This window comes from Streptomyces sp. NBC_00258, assembly GCF_036182465.1.
Lineage (GTDB): Bacteria > Actinomycetota > Actinomycetes > Streptomycetales > Streptomycetaceae > Streptomyces.
The window spans coordinates 1,321,936-1,340,754 of record NZ_CP108081.1; the positions used below are offsets into that span (position 1 = coordinate 1,321,936).

Here is an 18,819-nt window from a genome sequence, read left to right on the forward strand (position 1 = left end):
GGAGTGAGAGAATGTCGCCAGGAAACCTGTCCCGCCGTACGCTGCTCGGGGCCGCCGGCGCCGCTGCCGCCGCGACCGTGTTGCCCGTCGTCCCCGCCTTCTCGGGCCTGGTGTCCGAGGCGGTGGCCGCCGACCCCCAGACCAACCTGAACAACATGGTGGACATGCGGTTCGGCATGTTCAACCACTTCAACATGGGCACGTTCACCAACGAGGAGTGGGCCGCCCCGAACCAGAACCCCGCCCTGTTCGCCCCCACGGCCGTGGACTGTGCCCAGTGGGCGGCCGCCGCCGCGGCGGCGAAGATGAGCTACGGCGTGCTGACGACCAAGCACCACGACGGCTTCTGCCTCTGGCCGACCGCGTACAACGACTACAACGTCGCCAACAGCACCTACAAGCAGGACATCGTCGCCCAGTACGTCGACGCGTTCCGGGCCAAGGGCCTGAAGGTGGGCCTGTACTTCTCGATCTGGGACCGCACCTACAGCGTGCAGGCGTACGACACCCGCCACGGCGTCGCCGCCGACCAGACGATCCAGCCCGGTGATCTCACCTACATGCTGAACCAGATCACCGAACTGCTCACCGACTACGGCACCATCGACATGTTCATCACCGATGGCTACGCGTGGCAGATGGGCCAGCAGGCCGTCTCGTACCAGCGAATACGCGAGCACGTGAAATCGCTCCAGCCGGACATCGTCATGATCGACCACGGCGGGTTGCCGGTACCGTTCCTCGGCGACGCGATCTATTTCGAGGAGCCGCTGGGCATCACCTCGCCGCCCGGAAACACCTATGCCTCCATGCAGGGACAGACGATCAGCAACGGATGGTTCTGGCATCCGTCCACGCCGAACGAAGACCTGATGAGCAAGGCGTCGGTCCTGTCCCACCTGGCGGACCTGGAACCGAACTACACCTCGTTCATCCTCAATTGCCCGCCCAACCGCAACGGCAAGCTGGATGCCAACGTGGTCACTCGGCTCGCTGAAATCGGTGCAGCATGGAGCCCCGACACTTCCAGGGCACCCTTGCCGACGCAGATGCCACGCGCCGAGCACCCCGTGACACCCGTCAGCGCCTACGCGACCGGATTCCATACCGGCGAGGGCCCGATGAACGCGATCGACGGGCTGAGCGACAAAGGCTTCGAAACCTGTTGGTCGACATGGGGACTGCCCCTGTCCCTGCCTCACTCGATCACGATCGACCTGGGCGGGGTATGGAGTGACGTCTCGACCCTGGAGTACCTGCCCAAGCAGTGGAACCGCAGCAACTCCACCGACGGCGACATCACTTCGTACACCATCTCCACGAGCACCGACGGCACGACCTTCACCCAGGTCGCCACCGGCTCCTGGACCGGCGACCGAGCCACCAAGGTGGCCGAGTGGAGCACCAGGAATGTTGGTTTCGTGCGGATTCAGGCCACCGCCGGAACCGGCGGATACGTCAACGTGGGCGGCATCCGGATCGGCGGCAGAACCGCCAAGCCAACCCTGTTGTCGCGTGTCCTGCCGGGCAACGGAACTGTCTATCGCCTGGTCAACCGCAACAGTGGGCAAGTGGCCGACGTGAGCGGGAACGGAACCACCAATGGCACCGGAATCCTCCAGTGGCCCTGGCTCAACCAGGCCAATCAGAAGTGGACCTTCACCTCCACGGGTGACGGGTACTACAAGATCAAGAGCGTCAGCAGCGGCAAACTCATGGAAGTGGCCGACCTCTCGCGTGCAGACGGCGGCAAGGTGGGCATCTGGTCGGACGACAGTGTCTTCCAACAGCACTGGGCGGTGACGCCCACGGGTGACGGCTACCACTACCTCACCAACCGGCTCAGCGGACTGTCACTCAACGTCGACGGCGCCTCCACCGCCAATGGCGCCGCCATCGAGCAGGAGACGTACAACCGGGCCTCCCAGCAGGAGTGGCAGATCACCGCCCTTTGATGCCTCGCTTCACATCACTCCATCGCAGGCGACCTGCAATCCTTGAGGTCCACGAGGCCTCCGTCCAACGGCGCCGAGCCAGTTCAGTAGCGCCGAATGGGGCGCCGGCGGGAGGGTTGCTGCGCACCAACTCGGTCTGCACAGGGCGGCGCCCGTCCTCACTTCCGCCGTGCCGTCCCGGAGAGCAGGGCTTCGCCTGAGCCCAGGTACTCCCTCAGCCAGCGCTCGGTGTTGCTCACATGCAGCAGTGCTGCGGCCTGGCCGAGGGCGGCATCACGGTTGGACAGTGCGTCAAAAATCGCCTCGTGCTCTGCGAGGGTGCGGTCTGCGGCCTGGATGTCGACCAGGCCGTGCCAGATGCGGGCGCGCAGCGTGCGGCCGGAGATGGCCTCCAGGAGCGTGAGCAGCGTCTCGTTGCCCGTGGCGGAGACGACGGCGTGGTGGAAGGCCGCGTCGTGCACGTTGAGCCGTTCGACGTCGTCGCGGGCCTCGCGCATGGCGTCCAGATGCTTCTTCACTTCGGCGAGCTGATCGTCGGAGATCCGCGTGGCGGCGAGCGCGGTGGCGACCGGTTCGAGAAGCCGGCGTACCTCCATGAGGTCCTGCAGCGCGCCTGAGTCGCCCTGCATCAGCTCCACCGCACCGCCGAGCCCCTCCAGGAGCAGGCTCGGCTGCAGGCTGGTCACATACGTGCCGTCGCCCCGCCGGACCTCCAGGACTCGCGCCACGGCCAACGCCTTGACCGCTTCACGGGCGAGGTTGCGGGACAGGCCGAGCTGTGCGGCCAGGTCCGGCTCAGGAGGGAGCCTCGAGCCCGGAGGAAGGGCACCGGTCCGGATCAGCTCACGGATCTGTTCGATGGCCTTGTCCGTCAAAGACAACGCGAACTCCTTCCGTGAACGATTCAGCGGGCACGTCCCACCTGATCAGGTCCTGGCTCTGAGCGCGAAGATCACCCTGGAGACCTTCTGGGACGTGCCCACGACCAAGTTCGACGTTCCTTGCCACCTGCTCGCGATTCCGCATGCCCTGGGTGACGTTGATGATAGTCGGATGTACGGAAAGGCCATGGCTGCGGCCGGAAGCGCAATGGAACGACGCCCGGGAAAACCAACTCCGCTCGTTTACGGGGGCGACGGCCGCCCGGTGCTGTCCGAGCCGTCAGGCGCCGACGTCAGCGCGTGAGACGAGGTCCGCGATACGGGCCCACATCTGCGGCGGGTTGGAGTACATCGGGAAGTGCGCGCAGTGGCTGATCTCGACGAGCTCGACGCCACCTTCGGCCAGGGCGGGGAGGTAGGACAGCGTGCTGTTCTGCTCCCCGTACATGAACGTCTTCGGCGCGGGGAGCCCGAGGAACCGGTCGAGCAGCTTGCCGTGGTCGGAGAGGTCGACCATGGACTCGAAGATGGCCCTGACCGCTGCGGCCCGGACCTTGTGCGGAAGGCTCGACGCGTACAGGGCGCCGCCGTAGAAGCGGGAGCCGCCGACGCGTTCGGCGAACCGGGCCAGGAACTCGTCGGGGTCGTCCTGGGAGTGAGTGACGATCTGCCGGCTGAGGAAGCAGTCCTCTGGTGCGATGTTGCCCTCGATGTTGGTGAAGCTCGCGACCCTGCCGGGGTCACCGTCGGCGAGCAGGAGCGCCGTCAGGCCGCCCATCGAGTGCCCGACGACGTGGAACCGGTCGATCTGCCGGGCCCTCAGGACCCGTTCGGCGACGGAGACGAGGAAGGGGATGGAGACGGCGGTGAGGTCCGCGCAGGTGCTGTCTCCGCAGCCGGGCGCGTCGTAGGCCAGTACAGGCCGGTCGGCCAGTGCGGTCTGATGGACGACATCCGCGTAGTCCTCCTTCGTCGAGCCGAAGCCGTGCAGGAACACCAGGGGCGTGCCGGTCCCACCACGGTGAAGGCCGGACACCTCGACGCGCGTCGCGCCGACGGTGAGGGAGAGCGTGAAGCGTTCGAGCTTCCTCACCGGGCTCATCGGACCTCCTCCAACTGTTGCGCAGCCGTCTCATACGCCGTGGATCCGAAGGCGGTCCGCAGTCGCTCGATCGCGGTGATCAGCGTGTCGTCGTCGACAGCGAAGCACACGCGAATGCGTCCGGGCGCGTTGAACGCCTCGCCGGGTACGACCGCGAGATGGACCGTGTCGAGGAGCCATGCGGCGAGGTCGGTGCCGCTGGTCCAGCCGCGGTCGCGGAGCAGTTCGCTGACGTCGGGGAAGGCGAACATGCCGCCGTCGGGCAGCGGGCAGTCGATGCCGTCGATCCCGTTCAGCGCCTCCACCAGCAGCGTGCGCCGGCGCCGGTAGTCGCGGGCGGCCTCGACAGGGGTGCCGGTGTCGCCCAGGGCGGCGAGGGCGGCCAGCTGGTTGACCGTCGGGACATGGGTGATGGTGCGGGACACGTGCCGTCGCGCCGAGGCGATGACCTCCGGTGGGGCCGCGAGCCAGCCGACGCGCCAGCCGGTCATGGCGTGCTCCTTGGACACTCCGCCGACGACGACGGTACGGTCACGCGACTGCGGAGCCACCCGCAGGATCGACCGGTAGGTCCCCGTGCAGTCGAAGGCCCGGTAGATGTCGTCGCTGATGACCCAGATGCCGTGCTGCCGCGCCCAGTCGGCGATCTCCCTCAGCCGGGCCTCGGGGTGGACGGCGCCGGTGGGGTTGCCCGGGCTGGAAAGAATCACCGCCCGTGTGCGCGGGCCACGGCGGCGGTCGAGCGCCTCGGCCGAGAGCCGGAACTCCTCGTCGGTGGCGACCGGGACGGCGACACCGCCGGCGGCGGTGACGACTTCGGCGTGCCCGGGCCAGCCGGGTGCGGCGACCAGGACCTCGTCACCGGCGTCGATCAGGGCCTGGGTGGCGAGGAAGAGGGCGTGCTTCGCGCCGAGGGCGATCTGCATGCCGTCCGCGCTCCAGGAGAGCCCGGTGTCACCGGCGACGGTGGTGGCTACGAGCGCACGCAGGGCGGGGTCGCCCTGGGCCGTCCCGTAGTGGTGGGTGGCGGGGTCGCGAACCGCGGCCACGGCGGCCTCCACCACCGCGGCACTGCTGGCCGCCTGGGGTTCACCGGCGGCGAGCGTGATGACGTCCGCACCTTGGGCCCGTAGCGCTTCGGCCCGCGCGGCCACGGCGAAGATCGGGTTGTTGGTCATGGGTGTCGTCACCGCCCGGCAGCTTCGAAGTTGTTGTACAGGTCGAGGGTGTTGCGGCCTTCCCGAAGCTGCTTCATCAGCTCGTTCTCGTGGGCCACGCGCGCGTCGGCACGGTCGAGGATCCGCTCGCTGCCGGACGCCGGAAGCGCCACGACTCCGTCGATGTCGCCGACGACCAGGTCTCCGGTGTGGACCGTGACGCCACCGACCTCGACGGGACGCCCGAGAACGCCGCGGAAGTCCTTGCGGGTGCCGAGGACGGAGTTGTTGCGCGAGAAGACCGGGAAGCCGAGCGTCTCTGTCTCCGCCGCGTCGCGGACGCCGCCGTCGATGAGCAGGCCCGCGATCCCGCGCTGCTGGGCGGCCACCGTCAGGATCTCGCCCCAGTGGCCGAAGCGGGCGCCGCCGAGGTCGGCGACCAGGACCGACCCGGACGGGGCCCGCAGTACGGCGTGGTGCAGGGCGAGGTTGTCACCACCGGCGCCCTGCACGGTGAACGCCGGGCCGCACAGCCGGGCACCGGCCCACAGCGACCGGATCTCCGGGGACAGGGCCACGGGCGGTCCGGACGCCTCGGACAGGGTCGCACTGGAGTGGCCGCGGGCGAGGTCGTGCATGCTCACGAGGGGTCCTTCCGGGTCTGGAGCGAGTGGTAGCCGTGCCGCGCACGCGCCTCGGCGAGTGTGACGCCGTCGCGGACGGCGTCGACGATGGCCTCTTCTACGCGGTCGATACGGCGGGCGATGTCGGCGACCTCGTCCCAGCGGGCGGCCGGGACGGCCACGGCTCCGTCGTCGTCGGCCACGAGGATGTCGCCGGGATGGATGAGAACGCCGTCGATGGTGATGGGCGTCTGCACCGCGGCCACCCGGACGCGGTCCTTGCCGGTGCGCATGAACCGGGAGACCGACCAGATCGGGTAACCGGCATCGGTCGCGATGGCGACGTCTCGGCAGGTGCCGTGGATGACGGTGCCCGCGATGCCGCGCGCGTGGGCGGTCCGGCTCATGATGCCGCCCCAGACCGTGCAATCGGTGCGTCCGGCGTTGTCGATGAGGATCACCGCGCCGGCGGGGACGTCGTCCAGGAAGTCGCCCACCATGCCGCCGGCCTCGTCGACGGGTTCGTAGGTGACGGTGAAGACCGGTCCGACCGTCCGCCGGCCCTGGCGCAGCGCGCCGATGCCGTGGAGGGATCCAGGGAGCCCGAGTGAGTCGAGGGCGTCGGAAACCGACGCGGTGGAGAGGTCGGTGGCGAGGTGCGAGGTGGCGGTGGGGTCGCTCATCGGACCGACTCCTTCTCTCCGGCGAGGCGGGCGTCGTGCACGGCCTCTCCGGCAAGGCGGGCGTCGTGCATGGCCCGGGAGAGGGGCACGCCCGCGCGCACCTCGTCCGCGATGGCGCGCTCCCGGGCGACGATCGCGGTGGCGATCCCGGCCACTTCCTCGGCCCGGTCCCGCGGGACGACGACGAGACCGGTCTCGTCGGCCAGGACGACGTCGCCCTGCTCGACCGTGAGCCCGCCGACGCCTATCGGCTCGCCGGTGGAGCGCTGCTGCAGCCTGCCCCGCGCCGTGGCCGGGACCGAACCCCGCGAGAAGACCGGGAAGTCCAGCTCACGGGCCTCCGCCACGTCGCGGCACACGCCGTCGGCGACGACGCCGCGAACACCGCGAAGGGAAGCCCCCAGGCTGAGGATGCCGCCCCAGCAGGACACGTCTGTGCGGCCCTGGTTGTCGACGACGATCACGCTCCGATCGTCCGCTTTCTCGACGGCCGTGGTGGCGATGTGGACGCCGGCCGGGCCTTCGGCGCGCGGTTCGAGCTCCACGGTGACGGCGAAGCCCACCACTGCCGCGGGGCCCCACACCGGACGGATGCCGGCGACTCCGGGAGGAAGCCCCAGCTGGTCGAGCGCGTCGCTGACCGCGGCGGAGTCGAGCGCCGCGAAGCGGTCCAGGAGAGATGAGTTGCTCATGGCTTCCACTTCAACAGCCACCAGATATATTCGGAAGGTCTGATTTCCTCTGTCAGTAAGAGGCTGAGCGAATAATGGTCGAGATCCGCCAGGCCCGCTATTTCGTCGCGGTCGCCGAAGAACTCCACTTCGGCCGCGCGGCGCAACGGCTGCAGATGTCCCAGCCACCGCTGTCCCAGGCGATCAAGCAGCTTGAACAGCAGCTCGGCTGCGAACTGCTGCACCGCACCCAACGGTCGGCCGCCCTCAGCCCCGCCGGAGCCGTGTTCCTGGACCACTGCCGCGCCCTGATCCGGCACGCCGAGGAAGCCGAAGCCGCCGCCCGCCAGGCCGCCACCGGGCGCGGCGGACGACTGAGCCTGGGCGCCGTCGCCTCGGCCTTCTCCTGGCCTTTGCCGCTCGTACTGGAGCAGTTCCACGAGGCCCTGCCCGACGTCGAGATCCGTACTCAGGAGATCGACACCCACGAGGCCGCGGCAGGGCTCCTGGACCGCTCGCTCGACTGGGCGATCGTGCGCCAGACCGCCCCCGTACGCGGCACCACGGCGACCTCGCTCTACGCCGACCGGTTCGTCGCCGCCCTGCCGGTCCACCATCCAGCGGCCGAGGCTTCCGGACCGTTGGACCTGGCGGACCTCGCGGGCGCTCCGTGGGTCTGGCTGCACCGCCACATCTCGCCCGACTACCACGACGCCATGGCGGCCCTGTGCCGAGCAGCCGGCTTCAGCCCCGTCCCCAACCACTGGGCACGGTCGGTGACCTCACAGATCGCCATGGTCGAATGCGGCCTCGGTGTCACCGTCGTGCCCGCCACCGCGTCCACGTCACATCCCGCCGTCCGGTTCAGACCACTGCGCCACGCGACGGCGACCATCGAACTCACCGCCATGACGAGATCCCACCCCGGCGCGCTGGCCGAACGCCTCACCGCCCTGACGACACAACTGACCACAGCACCCAGTCAGGTGACGGGCAAACGCCCTTGAACCGCGGTTCTATGAAACGGCATGGTGGATCAGGGATCCGCGGCCCGCTCAGCGGCGCACACCGGGCGGAACACTCCCACCAGGTCCTGGCTCGCGCCGTCTACGCGCTGCCCCGGCATCAAGCAGTCAGTGCGTTCACGCGGCTCATCACGTCACGGCAGAACGCACCGATCGCTTGCGGGTCGTCGATGAACTGGTTCGGCTTGACGCAGAACGTCGTGAAGCCCTGTTCCAACTGTTCCGGGATGCTCGCGAGCGCCGCGCCGAGGTCCGCCGTGGAGTGGTCGTCGGGAAACACGGCCTGGGTACCGCCGATCATCTCCATCTCGGCGACGTCCCGGCCTGCCGCGGCCATGGCGTCCTTGAGCACCTGCATGTCCTGCGGCGTCGGTCGGCCCAGCGGATGGAAGCCGTGTCCGTACTGCACGAGCCGGCGCAGGACGGGGCCGTTGAGGCGCTGACCGCCGAACCACAGCCTCGGACCCTCGGGGCGGAAGGCCTTGGGCTCGAAGTAGACGTCCCGGAACGGGTAGTGCTCGCTCTCGTGGGAGATCGGGGATGGCCCCCAGGCCTTCGCCCAGACGTCGAGGTGCTCGTCGAGCAGCCGCCCGCGCCTGCCGAAGGGGACGCCGAGGGCCTCGTACTCGTCCTTGCTCCAGCTGACCGTCGGCTGCACCAGCAGCCGCCCCTCGCTGATCAGATCGAGAGTGCCCAGTTCACGGGCCATGAGCAGAGGATGGCGCAGGGGTGCCAGCACCGCGGCGGCGGCCAGGCGCAGGCGTTCGGTGACGGAGGCGATGGCGGACAGCAGGAGCAGCGAGTTCGGCCAGGGGGTGTACGGGTCCTGGTTCCCCGGGAGGGCGTAGTCGCGAGGGTTGCCCATGATGCCGTCGGCGGCCGCGTCGGGGCCCAGCACGACGTGCTCGCTGACCATGACGGAGTCGAAGCCGGCGTCCTCGGCCTCGCGGGCCCACCGTACGACGGCGGGCAGGTCGGCCCGGCCGCCGGTCAGGGTCCAGTTCTCGCTCAGGACCAGCAGCATGCGGGGTGTGTCGGCCATGGTGAGCATCCTTCGCTTGCGCCGGACAGTAGAAGGCCAGCGTATCGTTTGACCCCAAACATACTGGAGAGGGGGCGGGCAGCCGAGGTCAGGGAGAGCAGCGCTCGTGAACGACGCGCCCGTCGAACACCGTCAGGTCCACCTCTGCGTCCGTGATCGAGTGCGGGTCCAGGTCCAGCAGCGGGCGGTCCAGTACGCACAGGTCCGCGACCTTGCCGACCTCGATGGACCCCTTCCAGTCCTCGGCGAAGTCCTGACGGGCCGGATTGATCGTGTAGGCGCGCACGGCCTCGGCGAGCGACACGCATTGCTCGGGTCCGCTCGGCCGACCGCTGGCCTTCGACTCCCGCAGCATCATCGCGGCCACTCCCTGCCGCCAGTCGGGCTCGGTGATCGGTGCGTCGGAGCTGGCGCAGACCGTGACCCCCGCCTCGACGGCGGACCGTACGGGCCACTGGTAGGCGGAGCGGTCGGGGCCGACGACCTCGTCCATCAGGTCGGAGATGGTCCACTTGATGGCGGGGTTCATGTTGACGCCGTAGCCGTGGGCGGCGAGCCTCGCAAGGCTTGCCGCGCCTACGAAGTCGCCGTGGATGACGTAATGGCGGGCATCCGGCCGTGGCGCAACCGAGTTCGCCGCGAGGAAGGCGTCGACCACCGTGTCGATGGCCAGGTCGCCGGTGACGTGCACGCCGAGTTGGAAGCCCGCCTCGTGGGCGACGCGGATCATCTCGGACAACTCGTCGCTCCGGAGCCCAGGGGTGTCTCCATGCACGCACAGCGCGCCGTTGCCGCCGTCGGCGTACGGCTCGCTCATCCAGGCCGTGCGGTTGGGCGGCACCCCGTCGGCGAAGATCTTGACACCGATGGCGTTCAGGACGCGTGGGTCCGGGGACTTGGGGCGCCGTAGCTCGACCAGACCCTTGCGCACGTCGTCGGCCGAGCCGCCGATCGGCGCGGGCAGCAGCAGGACGCTGACCCGGGAGTGGAGTTCGCCGCTCGCGGCGAGGTCGGCGTAGGCGGTCCAGTTGTCGGTGCTGAGCCCGCCGAAGAGGGACGTGGCCCCGCCCGGGCCGAGGCCCGGTTCGGTGTAGCTGGTGATGCCGCGTGAGTGGAGTTCGCGCACCACACCCTGGATGGCCCGGCGGCGTTGACCGGCGTCGGGCGAAGGCAGTTCGGCCTGTACGAGTTCCTGGGCGGCCTCGCGAAGGATGCCGGTGGGTTCCCCTGCGGAGCCGGTGTCGATGACACCGCCGGGGGGCGGCACGCTTGCCGCGTCGATGCCGCACAGGCGCAGCGCGGCGCTGTTGACCCACACGAGATGCGAGGAGAAGTGGGTCAGGCAGACCGGGTTCCGCGGTGCGACCGCGTCCAGGTCCCGGCGGTGCGGGAAGCGCTGCGGATCGGCCAGGCACTCCGCCAGATATCCGGCGTCCCAGCCCAGTCCGATGATCCACTCGCCGGGCCGGGCCGCGCCGGCCGCCCGCTCCACGGCGGTGGCGATGTCGGAGATCGACCCGACCGACGGGTGGCCGACGTCGAGGGCGAACGGCGGCTTCGTCATGCCGTACGCGGCTCCGTGCAGGTGGGAGTCGTTGATGCCCGGCAGTACAGTACGGCCGTCGAGTTCGACGACCCGGGTGCCGGGTCCTGCCATGGCGCGCATCTCGGCGTCGCTGCCGACGGCGACGATGTCCCGGCCGCGTACGGCCACGCCCTCGGCCACGCGGAAGTCGTCGTCCACGGTGAGGACCTGACCGCCGGTCAGGATGAGGGAGGGGGCGTTGTCGTTCACGTGAGTCCTCTCGGAGTGGGAGTCACCGCGTCAGCCGCGGGCCGAAGTAGGCGAGTGCCGCGCCTGCCACCAGGGCGGTGCCCTGGGCCATCTGCTGCCAGAACGTCGGCACGCTCAGCAGTGTCAGTCCGTTCTGCAGACAACCCAGGAAGAGCACGCCGAGCAGGACACCGAAGACGGAACCAGTGCCACCGGTGAGCGCGACGCCACCCAGTAGTACGGCGGTGAGTACGGTCAGTTCGAAACCCGCGCCCGAGGTCCCGGCGACCACGCTGTCCAGCACCGACGCCTTGATCGCCCCGGCAAGGGCCGCCGCCACGCCCGTGACGACGAACAGCGCGAAGGGCGTCCGGCGGATGTTGATGCCGGAGAGGTACGCGGCCTCCCGGTTGACGCCGATGGCGAAGACGTGCCGCCCGGCCGGGGTGAGCGCCAGGAACAGCGCGCCCGCCACGAGGACGAGCGCGGCGATGACGACCGGCGCGTCGATCCCGGCGATCCGCGATCCGCCGAGCCAGGCGAACCCGGACCCGAAGCTGCTCAGCGGCAGTGGGAAGAGCTGCTGTGCCAGTCCGCGCACCGCTGTCAGCATGCCCAGCGTCACGATGAAGGCGGACAACCCCAGATAGCAGCACAGGATGCCGTTCACAGCGCCCACCGCCGCACCCACGGCCAGCGCGCCGAGCACGGCGACGACGGGCGACTGGTGCTGCTGTCCGGCGAGCCAGCCGGCCACGAGTCCGCCGACGGCGAGCGTGGAGCCGACCGAGAGGTCGAGGTAGCCGCTGATGACCAACAAGGCCAATGGCACGGCCACAATGGCGAGGGTGGCCGCGTCGATGGCGATCCCGCGCAGGTTGCCGGGGTCGAGGAAACTGCCGGTCGTCAGCTGGAAGACCAGCACCATGAGGGCGAGGACGACGAGCAGGGGATTGCGCCGCACCGAGTTCAGGCCGCCTCCGGCCAGGGCGCGCGGGCCCGGTGTCAGGCGGTTGGTCGGGGCCGTGGTCGCGGTGGTCATGCCGCTCCTTCCGAGGTCGTGGAGGCGGTGTCGTCGGCGTCGTGGACGGCCGACAGCAGGGCGGTTTCGGTGAGTTCGGCGCCGTTCAGTTCGCCCACGATGCGGCCTGCGGAGACGATCAGGCAGCGGTGGGCGAGCGCGACGACCTCCTCCGGGTCGCTGGAGGCGAACAGCACGGCCGTACCCCGCTGTTCGGCGAGCGCCGAGACGATCTGATAGATCTCCTGCCGGGCGCCGACGTCGACACCCTGGGTGGGCTCGTCGAGGAGCAGGACGTCGACGCTGCGAGCCTCGTTGATCCACCGGCCCAGGACGAGCTTCTGCTGGTTGCCGCCGGAGAAGGCGGCCGCCGGCAGTCGCGGCCGGGCGGGGCGCAGCCCGACCGCCTGGGACATCGCGTCGAAGACCCGCCGTTCGGCGCCCAGCGCGCGTAGCCCGTACCGGGCGAGCGGACGGATCGTCGGCAGGAGCGCGTTGTCCTGAGCGCTCAGGACAGGGAACAGACCCTGTCTGCGCCGGTCCGCCGGTACGAGGGCGATCCCCGCGGCCAGCGCGTCCGCGGGACGTGCCGGCCTGACGACCCGCTCCCCCACCCGCACCGTTCCGCCCGAGGCCCGGCGCCCGCCGAAGAGGGTCTCCAGGATGCGCGTGCGACCTGAGCCGATCAGCCCGTACAGTCCGACGATCTCGCCCTCGCCGACGCCGATCTCGACGGGACCGAACCCGGGGCCACGGAGCCCGTCCGCGGTGAGCCCGCGGGCTCGCGGGACTGCGGGGGTGCCGGTGGCGGTCCCAGCCACGTCGCCGCCGGTCGCCTTGAGGTTGTCGGCCGTCTTGTCTTCTGCCGTGCCGCGCGCAACGGGTTCCGGTCGACCGGCGATGACGTCGACCAACTCACTGCGTGTGTACCCCGACACTGTCGAGTGGTGGGCGACCCTGCCGTCACGCAACACCGTCACAGCGTCCGCCAGCCGTTCCACCTCGGCGAGGAGATGGGTGACGTAGACGATGGCCAGACCCTGGGTGCGCAGGTCCTCGACCCGTTCGGCCAGGGCGCCGGTCTCGGCCCCGGACAGGGCGGCGGTGGGTTCGTCCAGGACCAGCACCGAGGCACTGCGGCTGAGGGCCTTGGCGATCTCCACCAACTGCCGTTGCCCCATGGGCAGTTCAGCCACCCGGTCACGCGGCGAACAGCTCGCCGCGACCCGCTCCAGCAGACCGGCCGCCACTTCCTCCTGGGCGCGGCGGTGAACGGTGCCGTACCGGGTCCACTCCTGGCCGAGGAAGATGTTCTCGGCCACCGTCAGGGAGTCGACGACGCTGAGCGACTGGAAGATGATCGCCACGCCCGCGGCGATCGACTCGCGCGGACTCAGACGCGTATGGGAGATCCCGCCCACTTCGATCGTGCCCGCGTCCGGCGGAAAGGCGCCGCCCAGGCACTTGATCAAGGTGGACTTGCCGGCGCCGTTGTGGCCGAGGAGAGCGTGCACCTGACCGGCCGGGACGGTGAGATCCACGCCGTCCAAGGCCCTGACGCCGCCGAAGGACTTGCTCAGCCCGCGTATCCGGAGATTTGGTTCCGTCATGGCGGGCGCCTAGGAGTTCTGCGCGAGCAGGTCGTCGATCCTCGCGGTGTCGCCGCGCCCGACGAGCGTGATCGGCACCTGGACACTGGGATTCGCCTTTTCCGCTGCCACCGCGAGGGGCACGTCGACGACGGCGTTCGCGATGTCCTTCGGGGCCAGTGCGGCCGAGGCACGGTAGAACGTGCCCTGCTTGATGGCGAGGAGGGAGGGGGCGGCGCCGTCCTGCCCGCCGACGAACGTCTTCGCGTCGGTCGCCTTCCGGCCCGTCTGCTGCAGCGCCTTGAAGCCGCCGTACGCGGCGGCGTCCGTGACTCCGAGAATGAGATTGAGGTCGGGATGCTTGGCAAGGACGGCGCGGGACTTCGACAGTCCGGTGTCGGGGTCGATGGCCTGCTCCCGGGCAACCACGTCGACGCCGGGCGCGTTCTTGGTGAAGGCGTCGATCATGCCCTTGGTCCGCTCGCGGCCGAGCTGGATCGTGCTGTCGGTGAGGAAGGCGACCTTGCCCTTTCCGCCGAGCTGCTCGTTGGCCCACTTCGCGGCGGCCTCCCCGAGCAGTGTGCCGCCCTCGAGGAAGCTGAACTGGATGTCCGCGCTCTGGTGTTCCAGCGATCCGCCGTACGTCACCCAGATCAGCCCCGCGTCCAACGCCCTCTTGGCAATCGCCTCGGTGGCCTCGAAAACCATCGGGAACGACACGATGGCCGGGATCTTCTGAGTGACCCACGTGGTGAGGTTGGTGGCCTGAGTGTCGGGGTTGCTCGCGTCGCTCGTGGTCAGCAGGGAGACGTCGTGCTTCTTCGCGGCGGCCGTGGAGAGTTTCACGAGCGTCGAGTAGAGCGGGAGCTGAGTGAAGGGATAGTCCAGGCCGATCCTGGTGAGGGTCCTCGACCCCGCCGACGCGCCGGCCGGGTCGGCCGTGCTCGCGCCGTCGTCCGGGGCGGAGCAGCCCGCGGCGGCCAACGCGCCGGCGGCGAGAACACCACCGGAGAGAGCCAGGAACTGCCGACGCGAGGCCGGGGAGGGGTACGGGGATCTGGTCATGGCGGGACTCTCCGTGAGGATGCGGCCCGAAACGGCTGCGTCGGGCATCCGGCTGTGGCGAACAGGAAAGACCCAGGCGTCCCGACCCCGCCATCCGTAGAAATACCGACTGTCGGAGAGGCCCGGCAGTGACCAGCGGGAACCCGGTCACGAAACGGCGAACGGCTTGTCCGGCCCACCCGAAGCGCATATCGTTAGGGGCCAAACGACATCCGTGGTCGTGGCTTCCCGGAGGCCCTCATGGTCAGCCACCATCAGCTCGCGGCAGCGACCCGCATCGGAATGCTCACCCGCGAACGCGACACCGCCTCGGCCTGCACCCAGGCGCTGCACGAACTCCGCCGCGCCCTGCCCCTCGACGCCGCCACTATGCTCGCGATCGATCCGATCACCGGAGCACACCTGCAGATCGCGGGCATCGGCTACACCCCCACGACGTCCGAGTCACTGGCCGCCGAGTTCGTCTCCACCCCGTGGTACGCCAATGTCGTACGGCAGACACTCCCGCCGTCCATCACCGAGGACGCCGAGGACGCGGCGTCCGTCGGGCAGCGGTTCCGCAACGGCTGGTTCTACGCCGAGCGGGTTCGGCCGGCCGGGTTCCGTGACGCGCTCACCGGCGCCCTGCGCCACCACGGCCGTCTGGTCGGCCTGGTCAACGTGTCCATCGAGGGATCGGGTACGTACGACACGGAGGCGCGGCACCTGCTCGCCTCGATCCTGCCCGCGCTGGGCGCCCTCGCCGACCCCACGGCCCACACCGGTGACCTGCCCGACCTTCCGGCAGCCGCGGGAGCGAACCTCGTCACGGCCGAGGGCGTCATCGACCTTCCGGGCCGGCACCCTGCCGAAGTGCTGGCCGACACCGAATTCCGCCGTCTGGTAAGCGCGTTCGCCGAATCGGGGGGCCATCGACTGCGGGTCCTGTGGCCGGTCGGCCAAGGCTGGAACCGTGTGATGCTGCGCCGGTGCACGACGGGATCGCCGATCGCACGAAGGGCGGTCCTCGTGTCCGAGACGCCCACGCAACTGCCGTACGGCCTGAGTCCGCGCGAACTGGAAGTGCTCACACGGGCCGCCAGGGGCCAGACCAACCAGGCCGTCGCACAGGCGCTGTTCCTGTCCCCGCGGACGGTTCACAGCCACATCGAGCACCTGCTCCGCAAGACGGGCTGTGCCTCACGGGCCGAAGCCACAGCCCTCGCCGTACGCGATGGTGTGCTGAGGCCCACCCCTCAGGACGTGGAGCACTTCGTCGAGCGGTTGCCCGCCGACTGAGAAGACCGAACGCGCGACCTGCGCCCGCTGCAGGAGAGGGAACCGCGGTCCCCGAATCCCCCCACCTGCTTCTCGCTCTCGTACAATTTGGCTCCGAACGATCAAAGGAGCATGCCTGTGCCCGGCCACCGGTCCATCACCGAAGCGGAGAAGCTGGCAGCGGCGAAGCTCGGGGGGGCACCGATCCACCGCGAGCAGATGGCGGTGGTCGCCAACATCTACCGCGCCGCGTCGGCCGTCCGTCAGCACCTGGAGAACTCGGTGCTGCGCGGCGCCGATCTGACCTGGACGGCGTTCGTCGTGCTGTGGGTGGTGTGGATCTGGGGCGAGTCGGAGACCCGGCACATCGCGGAGGAGGCGGGGATCTCCAAGGGGACGCTCACCGGGGTGTCGCGGACGCTGGAGGGGCGGGGGCTGCTCAAGAGGACCGGTCACCCCTCCGACGGCAGGCTGGTGCTGCTGAGTCTCACCGAGGAGGGCGAGGCGCTGATGCAGCGGCTGTTCCCGGAGTTCAACCAGGAGGAGGCGTTCGTCGCCTCACGCCTCAGTGACGAGGAGTGCCGGGACGTCGCGGAAGGGCTGCGCCAGGTCGTGCGGCAGGTCGAGGAGCATGGTGAGGAGCGTCGCCTGACCCTCCTCGACGGCGCCAAGCCGACACAGCGCCGCAGCGGGCGGCGCGCGAAGGGCTGAAGCCCAGCACGGAAAGGCCGCGAGGAGTTCCGGCAACTCGGGCGGGGTCAGTGTCTGTCGCGGGCAGCTCGCACCAAGGCGTCGAAGAGGCCCTGCTGTGCGGGGTCTTCGTGGGCGGTGTCCTCCGGGTGCCACTGGACGGCGGTGAACCATCCGTGGAGGCCCGGGTGTTCGAGTCCCTCGACGGTTCCGTCGGCGGCACGCGCGCTGACCGTGAGTCCCGCGCCGAGGCGGTCCACCCGCTGATGGTGGTAGCAGGACGCCTCCGTCTTCGCCACGCCGGTGGCCTGCTCCAGCAGGGTGCCGCGTTGGATCGCCACCGGGTGCACGACGTGCCGGTGTTCGCGCTCGGGGCCGCCCATGTCCTGTTCGAGGGTGCCGCCCAGGGCGACGTTGACGACCTGGAGGCCGCGGCAGACCGCCAGCACGGGGAGGCCCACGTCGAGTGCCTGACGGGCGACTTCGAGGTCGAAGGCGTCCTGGAGGTCGTCGACGTCGTAGACGCTGGCATGAACACCTTGCGCGCCGTAGTGGTACGGGGCGAGGTCTCCGCCGCCGGGGAGCAGGATGCCGTCGAAGCGGGCCAGGCGGGATGCTACGTCTCCGGACGCCGGGTGGATGCTCGCCGGTTCGCCTCCGGCCCGCCAGACGGCCTCGATCAGAGCGCGGGCGTTGACCTCGGCGGCGTACCGCAGCGCGGAGGTCGTCGCGGAGAAGCGGGCGGGGACGGCGATCAGGGGACGTACAGGGGTGACAGGAGTGCGGGTCACAGCTGGATCCAGGTGGTCTTGAGCTCGGTGTACTTCTCCAGGGCGTGGGCGGACTTGTCCCGTCCGTTGCCGGACTGCTTCATGCCGCCGAAGGGGACGGTCAGGTCGCCCTCCTCGTAGCAGTTGACCCACACCGTGCCCGCCCGCAACGCCCGGGAGACCTTGTGCGCGGTGGACAGGTCCGAGGTCCACAGGCCGGCGGCGAGGCCGTACTCGGTGGCGTTGGCCAGCCGTACCGCCTCGTCCAGGTCGTCGAAGGCGAGCACGGACAGCACCGGGCCGAAGATCTCCTCGCGGGCCAGCCTCATACCGGGGTCGACGTGGTCGAAGACGGTCGGCTCCAAGTAGCTGCCGCCGGTGTCGGCAAGGGTGCGGGAGCCGCCCGTGAGCAGGCGGGCACCTTCGGCCAGACCCGTACCGATGTGGTCCTGTACGCGCCCCAGGTGGTCCTCGCCGACCAGGGCACCCATCTCGGTGGCGGGGTCGAGCGGGTCGCCGATGCGCAGCTCGCGGGCGCGCCGGACGATCGTCTCCGTGACACGTTCGGCGATCGATGAGTGGACCAGCAGCCGGGAGGGGGCGGTGCACATCTCGCCCTGGTTGAAGAAGATGCCCCAGGCGGCGGTGGCGGCGGCCTTCTCGAGGTCGGGGGCGTCCGGGAGGATGATGTTGGGCGACTTGCCGCCCAACTCCAGCCAGACGCGCTTGAGGTTGGAGTCGGCGGCGTAACGCAGGAAGTGGCGTCCGACGGCCGTGGACCCGGTGAAGGCCAGGACGTCGACGCCGGGATGGAGGCCCAGCGCCCGCCCCGCGACCGGCCCGTTGCCGTTGACCACATTGAGTACGCCCGGGGGAAGCCCGGCCTCGGTCGCGATCCGGCCGAGGAGCAGCGCGGACAGGGGTGAGTTCTCCGACGGCTTCAGTACGACCGTGCAGCCCGCGGCCAGCGCCGGGGCGACCTTCCAACCCGCCAACGTCAGCGGGAAGTTCCAGGGAACGACCGCGCCGACCACCCCGGCCGGCTCCCGGGTGATCAGGGCGAGACAGTCCGGGGCGGTGTGCGGTGACTCGTCGGTCAGCTTGTCCGCCAACTGCCCGTACCAGCGGAAGGTGTTGATGAGGGCACGCAGCTCGATCTCGTACGCGTCCGTGATGGGCTTGCCCATCTCCAGACTGACGGTGAGCGCCAGTTCCTCGCGTCGCTCCTGGAGCACCTCGGCCATCCGCAGCAGCGCCCGACCCCGCTCGGCAGGCGCCAGGCGCGGCCACGGACCGGTGTCGAAGGCGCGACGGGCGGCGGCCACGGCCGCGTCCACCTCGGCGGTGCCCCCGTCGGCGACCCGGGTCAGCACCTGGCCGTCACGGGGCGAGACGGCGGCGAAGACCGCGCCGCCACCGCCCTCGTCGGCGCCGTCGATGTGATGGGCGCCGGACAGGTCCAGGGACTTGGCGCGGCGCTGCCACTCCTCGTGGGTGACGTCCAGCATGCGGGG

18 protein-coding genes are annotated in these 18,819 nt (G+C 70.0%); 5 read left to right on the top strand and 13 right to left on the bottom strand.

The genetic code is table 11. The features are described from left to right. The first annotated feature begins 11 nt into the window (after positions 1–11). Positions 12–1,955 carry an alpha-L-fucosidase gene (locus OG718_RS06275; protein WP_328843539.1) on the top strand — a complete coding sequence of 648 codons (1,944 nt, stop codon included), beginning with the start codon at positions 12–14 and terminating at the stop codon, positions 1,953–1,955. Between the two features lie 158 nt (positions 1,956–2,113). Here the strand turns inward: OG718_RS06275 and OG718_RS06280 are convergent, their stop codons facing one another. Then, complete coding sequence (locus tag OG718_RS06280; protein WP_328843540.1) at positions 2,114–2,836, bottom strand: FadR/GntR family transcriptional regulator; 723 nt, start codon at positions 2,834–2,836, stop codon at positions 2,114–2,116. Here OG718_RS06280 and OG718_RS06285 point away from each other — a divergent pair. Continuing rightward, entirely contained in the window at positions 2,814–3,140 is a 327-nt protein-coding gene (locus OG718_RS06285) for a hypothetical protein (RefSeq protein ID WP_328843541.1), read from the top strand. The genes OG718_RS06280 and OG718_RS06285 overlap by 23 nt on opposite strands. Here the strand turns inward: OG718_RS06285 and OG718_RS06290 are convergent. The 5 genes from OG718_RS06290 to OG718_RS06310 are packed head-to-tail and all read right to left on the bottom strand — an operon-like array spanning position 3,117 to position 7,093. Beyond that, entirely contained in the window at positions 3,117–3,938 is an 822-nt protein-coding gene (locus OG718_RS06290; protein WP_328843542.1) for an alpha/beta fold hydrolase, read from the bottom strand. The two genes, OG718_RS06285 and OG718_RS06290, sit on opposite strands and share 24 nt — an antisense overlap. Then, the gene (locus OG718_RS06295; RefSeq protein ID WP_328843543.1) at positions 3,935–5,116 is read right to left on the bottom strand and encodes an aminotransferase class I/II-fold pyridoxal phosphate-dependent enzyme; all 1,182 of its coding nucleotides are present in this window, start codon (positions 5,114–5,116) and stop codon (positions 3,935–3,937) included. The genes OG718_RS06290 and OG718_RS06295 overlap by 4 nt, the downstream gene beginning before the upstream one ends. A gap of 8 nt (positions 5,117–5,124) precedes the next feature. Beyond that, positions 5,125–5,733, bottom strand: coding sequence for an RraA family protein (locus tag OG718_RS06300; RefSeq protein WP_328847694.1), 609 nt, complete (start codon positions 5,731–5,733; stop codon positions 5,125–5,127). Between the two features lie 2 nt (positions 5,734–5,735). Beyond that, positions 5,736–6,401 carry an RraA family protein gene (locus tag OG718_RS06305; protein WP_328843544.1) on the bottom strand — a complete coding sequence of 222 codons (666 nt, stop codon included), beginning with the start codon at positions 6,399–6,401 and terminating at the stop codon, positions 5,736–5,738. Continuing rightward, positions 6,398–7,093, bottom strand: coding sequence for an RraA family protein (locus OG718_RS06310; RefSeq protein ID WP_328843545.1), 696 nt, complete (start codon positions 7,091–7,093; stop codon positions 6,398–6,400). Before OG718_RS06310 ends, OG718_RS06305 begins: the two co-directional genes overlap by 4 nt. A gap of 74 nt (positions 7,094–7,167) precedes the next feature. On the opposite strand from OG718_RS06310, the gene OG718_RS06315 reads away from it, so the two are divergent. Next, a complete protein-coding gene (locus OG718_RS06315; RefSeq protein ID WP_328843546.1) occupies positions 7,168–8,079 on the top strand; it encodes a LysR substrate-binding domain-containing protein in 912 nt (303 codons plus the stop codon). Between the two features lie 118 nt (positions 8,080–8,197). On the opposite strand, the gene OG718_RS06320 is transcribed toward OG718_RS06315, so the two are convergent. The 5 genes from OG718_RS06320 to OG718_RS06340 form a co-directional block, all read right to left on the bottom strand. Further along, on the bottom strand, positions 8,198–9,139 hold the full coding sequence (locus tag OG718_RS06320) for a TIGR03619 family F420-dependent LLM class oxidoreductase (RefSeq protein WP_328843547.1): 942 nt from the start codon (positions 9,137–9,139) through the stop codon (positions 8,198–8,200). Between the two features lie 88 nt (positions 9,140–9,227). Continuing rightward, positions 9,228–10,934: an amidohydrolase gene (locus OG718_RS06325; RefSeq protein ID WP_328843548.1), complete on the bottom strand. Its 1,707-nt coding sequence runs from the start codon at positions 10,932–10,934 to the stop codon at positions 9,228–9,230. Between the two features lie 22 nt (positions 10,935–10,956). Next, positions 10,957–11,955 (bottom strand): ABC transporter permease, encoded by a 999-nt coding sequence (locus OG718_RS06330; protein WP_143643929.1) that lies wholly within the window; start codon positions 11,953–11,955, stop codon positions 10,957–10,959. After that, positions 11,952–13,544, bottom strand: a complete 1,593-nt coding sequence (locus OG718_RS06335) for a sugar ABC transporter ATP-binding protein (RefSeq protein WP_143643928.1) — start codon at positions 13,542–13,544, stop codon at positions 11,952–11,954. The genes OG718_RS06330 and OG718_RS06335 overlap by 4 nt, the downstream gene beginning before the upstream one ends. Positions 13,545–13,553: 9 nt before the next feature. After that, a complete protein-coding gene (locus tag OG718_RS06340) occupies positions 13,554–14,588 on the bottom strand; it encodes a sugar ABC transporter substrate-binding protein (RefSeq protein WP_143643927.1) in 1,035 nt (344 codons plus the stop codon). 240 nt (positions 14,589–14,828) lie between these two features. Here OG718_RS06340 and OG718_RS06345 point away from each other — a divergent pair, with 240 nt between their 5' ends. Continuing rightward, the gene (locus OG718_RS06345) at positions 14,829–15,866 is read left to right on the top strand and encodes a helix-turn-helix transcriptional regulator (protein WP_143643926.1); all 1,038 of its coding nucleotides are present in this window, start codon (positions 14,829–14,831) and stop codon (positions 15,864–15,866) included. Between the two features lie 117 nt (positions 15,867–15,983). Then, a complete protein-coding gene (locus tag OG718_RS06350) occupies positions 15,984–16,556 on the top strand; it encodes a MarR family winged helix-turn-helix transcriptional regulator (protein WP_143643961.1) in 573 nt (190 codons plus the stop codon). Between the two features lie 47 nt (positions 16,557–16,603). Here OG718_RS06350 and OG718_RS06355 read toward each other — a convergent pair whose 3' ends face one another. Together OG718_RS06355 and OG718_RS06360 are read right to left on the bottom strand one after the other, a co-directional pair. Beyond that, the gene (locus OG718_RS06355) at positions 16,604–17,326 is read right to left on the bottom strand and encodes a gamma-glutamyl-gamma-aminobutyrate hydrolase family protein (RefSeq protein WP_260695834.1); all 723 of its coding nucleotides are present in this window, start codon (positions 17,324–17,326) and stop codon (positions 16,604–16,606) included. Next, a complete protein-coding gene (locus OG718_RS06360) occupies positions 17,323–18,813 on the bottom strand; it encodes an aldehyde dehydrogenase (RefSeq protein WP_328843549.1) in 1,491 nt (496 codons plus the stop codon). Before OG718_RS06360 ends, OG718_RS06355 begins: the two co-directional genes overlap by 4 nt. Positions 18,814–18,819: the final 6 nt, after the last annotated feature.